General features: G+C 64.4%; 5 protein-coding genes. 4 read left to right on the top strand and 1 reads right to left on the bottom strand.

Features of this window, described 5'->3' with window-relative positions:
* Nucleotides 1–295, bottom strand: a 295-nt coding sequence (locus tag MOV74_RS32035) for a shikimate kinase (protein WP_309486856.1), incomplete at its 3' end; no start/stop codon positions are given.
* Between the two features lie 185 nt (nucleotides 296–480).
* Here MOV74_RS32035 and MOV74_RS32030 point away from each other — a divergent pair.
* From MOV74_RS32030 to MOV74_RS32015, 4 genes are all read left to right on the top strand, one after another.
* The gene (locus MOV74_RS32030) at nucleotides 481–627 is read left to right on the top strand and encodes a hypothetical protein (protein ID WP_063198124.1); all 147 of its coding nucleotides are present in this window, start codon (nucleotides 481–483) and stop codon (nucleotides 625–627) included.
* 17 nt (nucleotides 628–644) lie between these two features.
* On the top strand, nucleotides 645–1,625 hold the full coding sequence (gene xerD / locus MOV74_RS32025) for a site-specific tyrosine recombinase XerD (RefSeq protein ID WP_246931006.1): 981 nt from the start codon (nucleotides 645–647) through the stop codon (nucleotides 1,623–1,625).
* Nucleotides 1,626–1,932: 307 nt separating this feature from the next.
* Complete coding sequence (locus MOV74_RS32020; RefSeq protein WP_246931005.1) at nucleotides 1,933–2,895, top strand: acetyl-CoA carboxylase carboxyltransferase subunit alpha; 963 nt, start codon at nucleotides 1,933–1,935, stop codon at nucleotides 2,893–2,895.
* Between the two features lie 504 nt (nucleotides 2,896–3,399).
* On the top strand, nucleotides 3,400–4,461 hold a 1,062-nt coding region (locus MOV74_RS32015; RefSeq protein ID WP_404979205.1), incomplete at its 3' end, for a L,D-transpeptidase family protein.

Below are 4,461 nucleotides of genomic sequence, written 5' to 3'. Positions count from 1 at the left end.
CGGTCGCCAGCACCACCGGCCCGCCGTCGAGCAGCCGCGCGATCACCCGCGCCTCGCCGTCACGGAAATACAATTCGCCGTGGCGCTCGAAGATCTCCGGGATGGTCATCTGGGCCGACGTCTCGATCTCGGTGTCGGCATCGACGAACGGCAGCTTGAGCCTGAGAGCCATGCGACGGCCGATGGTGGATTTGCCCACCCCCATCATACCGACGAGCACGATCGAGCGCGCGCCCAGCGCCGACAGGATGTCGGCATCGGACGAAGCTGGTATCGGCAACGCGGCGTCGGACATTGTCTCGCTCGGATGGATCTCGCTCGATCTGCCGCCAAAGGCGGCATGCTTTGGCCACCTATACGACCCCGCAGGGGGCCTCGCCAGAGGACTCTTGCCACGAAACGGCGAACATGTTGGATGATTTCATTGGTTAATTTGCCCGCCAAGCCCCTATACAAGACCCCTCTAGAGACCCCAGAACGATGCCCAGCCTGTTCCGCTTCCTGACGGCCGTCGCCGTGATCGCCGGCATCGTCTATGGCGTGGTCTTCGCGCTGGCGAACTTCGTCAATCCGAAGCCGCGGGAAATGACGGTGACGATCCCGCCGGATAAGTTTCTCAAGAAATAGGAGCTAGCCTCCAGGGCATGGCTACCTCGCCCTCCGATAGCAAGCTCACCGGCCTGTTCCTCGACATGCTCGCGGCGGAACAGGGCGCCGGGCCCAACACGCTCGACGCCTACCGCCGCGACCTCACCGATTTCTCGGAGTTTCTGGGCCGCGTCGGCCACAGTTTTGCGGACGCCGAAACGCAGACCTTGCGCGACTATCTCGCCGACCTCGACACACGCGGCTTCAAATCCACCAGCGTCGCCCGCCGCCTGTCGGCGATGCGGCATCTCTATCGCTTTCTCCTCAACGAACGCATCCGCAGCGAGGATCCCGCCGCGATCCTGTCCGGGCCCAAGCGCGGCCGCGGCCTGCCGAAGGTGCTGTCGATCGCCGATGTCGACCGCATGCTCCGCCGCGCCAAGGAATTGAGCGAGGCGCAGGATGCCTCGCCCGCGAAGCGGCTGCGCAGCTTGCGGCTCTATTGCCTGCTCGAGGTGCTCTACGCCACGGGCCTGCGCGTCTCCGAGCTGGTGGCGCTGCCGCGCTCGGCGGCCAAGCGCGACGCCCGCATGATCGTGGTGCGCGGCAAGGGCAACAAGGAACGGCTGGTGCCGCTCAACGAGGCCTCGCGACAGGCGATGGCGGATTATCTCGCGGCGACGGAGGCTGCCAAGACTGGCAACAAGACTGACAACAAGGGCGACAAGAAGAGCGTCCTCTCCGCCTCGAAATGGCTATTCCCCTCGTTCGGCGAGAGCGGACATCTGACGCGCCAGCATTTTGCCCGCGACCTCAAGGAGCTCGCGGTCGCCTCGGGCCTGCAGGCCCGCCTGGTCTCCCCGCACGTGCTGCGCCACGCCTTTGCCAGCCACCTCCTGCACAATGGTGCCGATCTGCGCATCGTGCAGACCCTGCTCGGCCACACCGATATTTCCACGACGCAGATCTACACCCATGTGGTCGAGGAACGGCTGAAGAGCCTGGTGCGCGACCTGCACCCGCTGGCGGAGAAGTGAGTTTCGGGAGCTGCGTCCCCTCGCCCGCTTGCGGGAGAGGGTTGGGGAGAGGGTGTTTCCACGACGGGACACTCCCCAAGAGGAGAAAACCCTCACCCGCGCCTTCGGCGCGACCTCTCCCGCAAGCGGGAGAGGTAAACTAACCGCCTTGACTTCGGCCACATCTCCGCAGAAAGAGCCGGGGCCTTTCGCATGATTTGGCGGGCTGGCTCGCAGCACACAGGCCAACCCCTTGAAGAAGCTACACTTCTCTTTGCAAATCTAAATCCGCTTCGCCGCCTCGCCCCGTCCTCCCTATATTGAGTTGATGCAAGACCAGATGCGCAGCTATCTCGACTTCGAAAAGCCCGTCGCCGAGCTCGACTCCAAGGTCGACGAGCTCAGGACGCTCGCGGCCTCCGGCACCGACATCTCGGACGAGATCGGGCGGATCGAGGACAAGGCGGCGCAGGCGCTGGCCGACCTCTATACGAACCTGACGCCGTGGCAGAAGACGCTGGTGGCGCGGCATCCGCAGCGGCCGCATTTCAACGACTTCATCAAGGGCCTGATCACCGAATTCACCCCGCTCGCCGGCGACCGCAAGTTCGGCGAGGACGAGGCGCTGGTGGCTGGCTTCGGCCGCTTCCGCGGCGAGCCGATCTGCGTGATGGGCCAGGAAAAGGGCGATTCCACCGAGAGCCGCATCCGGCACAATTTCGGCATGGCGCGGCCCGAAGGCTATCGCAAATGCGTGCGGCTGATGGAGATGGCCGAGCGGTTCGGCCTGCCGGTGCTGTCGCTGGCCGATTCCGCCGGCGCTTATCCCGGCATCGGCGCCGAGGAGCGCGGCCAAGCCGAGGCGATCGCGCGTTCGACCGATGCGTGCCTGGCGCTGACCGTGCCGAACGTTGCCATCATCACCGGCGAGGGCATGTCGGGCGGCGCCATCGCCATCACCACCGCCAACAAGGTGCTGATGCTGGAGCACGCGATCTACAGCGTGATCTCGCCGGAAGCGGCGTCCTCGATCCTCTGGCGCGACGGCACCAAGGCGCAGGAAGCCGCCAACAACATGAAGATCACCGCCCAGGACATGCTCCGCTTCGGCGTGATCGACAGCATCTTGAAGGAGCCGGTCGGCGGCGCCCACCGCGACCCCGCCGCAATGATCGCCACCACCGGCGATGCCATCGCCAAGGCCTTTGACGAGATGCGCGGCCTCGACGGCGACGCCATCCGCAAGCAGCGGCGGCAGAAATTCCTCGATATCGGCCGGAAACTGAGCTGATTCGGCTCAATTTCGGTGCCGTAGGGCCGTAGGGTGGGCAAAGGCGCGCTCTTGCGCGACCTGCCCACGGATTCTCACCGATCACACGCAGGTCGCGGGCACGGCGCTTCGCCCACCCTACGGGACCGTTCGGGAAACCCCGGTAACCCCGCGTTAACCCTTTTTTTGCCCAAATCAGCGATCTGAGTCCGGGTTGGGCCGAAAAGCCCAAGTTCCGTCCCAAGTCGCGTCCATTTAGTCTTCGTTGACCATGCCGATGGGCCAACGGGCTCGTGATCCCCGCTCGGGTTGCGACCACATGACCCAGAGGTTAGAATTTTAATCAATGGCTTCAGGGCACAAGCGCTGGGGCGTGAGCTGAAAAAGCCCGTCATGACGGGTCCGGTTGTCCGGTCGGATCATGCTCCATAAGAATTGGGGTTCGCGCTCTCTGCCCGGCACGGTGTGGGGTCCATCTTGATTTCTCGTTCGCTTGCTCGCGCGCTTTTGGCTTCGGTTGCGCTGATGACCGCCGGCATTCTGCTGGCCGGCTGCGACACCGACCAGGTCTCGCTCGCGACCAATGCCAAGGCCAATCAGCCGGTGCCGCCAAAGCTTCTCGCCGCGATGGTCGAGAAGGACATGGATCTGCAGTCGCCGATCCTGGTCCGCCTGTTCAAGCAGGAGGCCGAGCTCGAGGTCTGGAAGCAGGCCCGCAACGGCCAGTTCGCGCTGCTCAAGACCTATCCGATCTGCCGCTGGTCGGGCGATCTCGGCCCCAAGGTGCGCGAAGGCGACCGCCAGGCGCCGGAAGGATTCTACTCGATCAACCCGGGCCAGATGAATCCGCAATCGGCCTATTACCTCTCCTTCAACACCGGCTATCCGAACGCGTTCGACAAGGCTTTGGGCCGCACCGGCTCGCAGCTGATGGTGCATGGCGACTGCTCCTCGCGCGGCTGCTACGCGATGACGGACGAGCAGATCGCGGAGATCTATTCGCTCGGGCGCGAATCCTTCTTCGGCGGCCAGAAGGCGTTCCAGCTGCAGGCCTATCCGTTCAAGATGACGCCGGTGAACATGGCCAAGCACCGGAACAATCCGAACATGCCGTTCTGGAAGATGATCAAGGAAGGCTATGATCATTTCGAGGTGACGCGGCAGGAGCCGAAGGTCGATTTCTGCGAGAAGAAGTACGTCTTCGACGCGACCCGCACGCCCGATGCGAAGCGCGATCCCGTGTTCGACGCCTCGGCAAAGTGCCCGGCCTATGTGATTCCCGAGGACATCGTCGCCGCCGTGCGGGGAAAGCAATCCAGGGACGAGGCGGAATACGCCAAGCTGGTCGCCAAGGGCACGCCGGTGGCGCGCATGAACACCGGCATCGACGGCGGCATGAACAAGATCTTCGCCGCGAAGATTCCGGAAGGCTCGACCGGCCTGTCCGAAGGCGCCGAAGGCAACACGCTGCAAATGCTGGCAATGGCGAAGGCGCCGGGCACGATCCCCGGCCACGTCAATCCGCCCAAGCCGAATCTCGACGCGGTGGCGTCCGCGCCCGCGCCGCAGGAAGAGCCGGTGGTCGCC

The organism is Bradyrhizobium sp. SHOUNA76 (genome assembly GCF_023006445.1).
Classification (GTDB): domain Bacteria; phylum Pseudomonadota; class Alphaproteobacteria; order Rhizobiales; family Xanthobacteraceae; genus Bradyrhizobium.
This window is presented reverse-complemented; position numbering and strand designations above follow the sequence as displayed.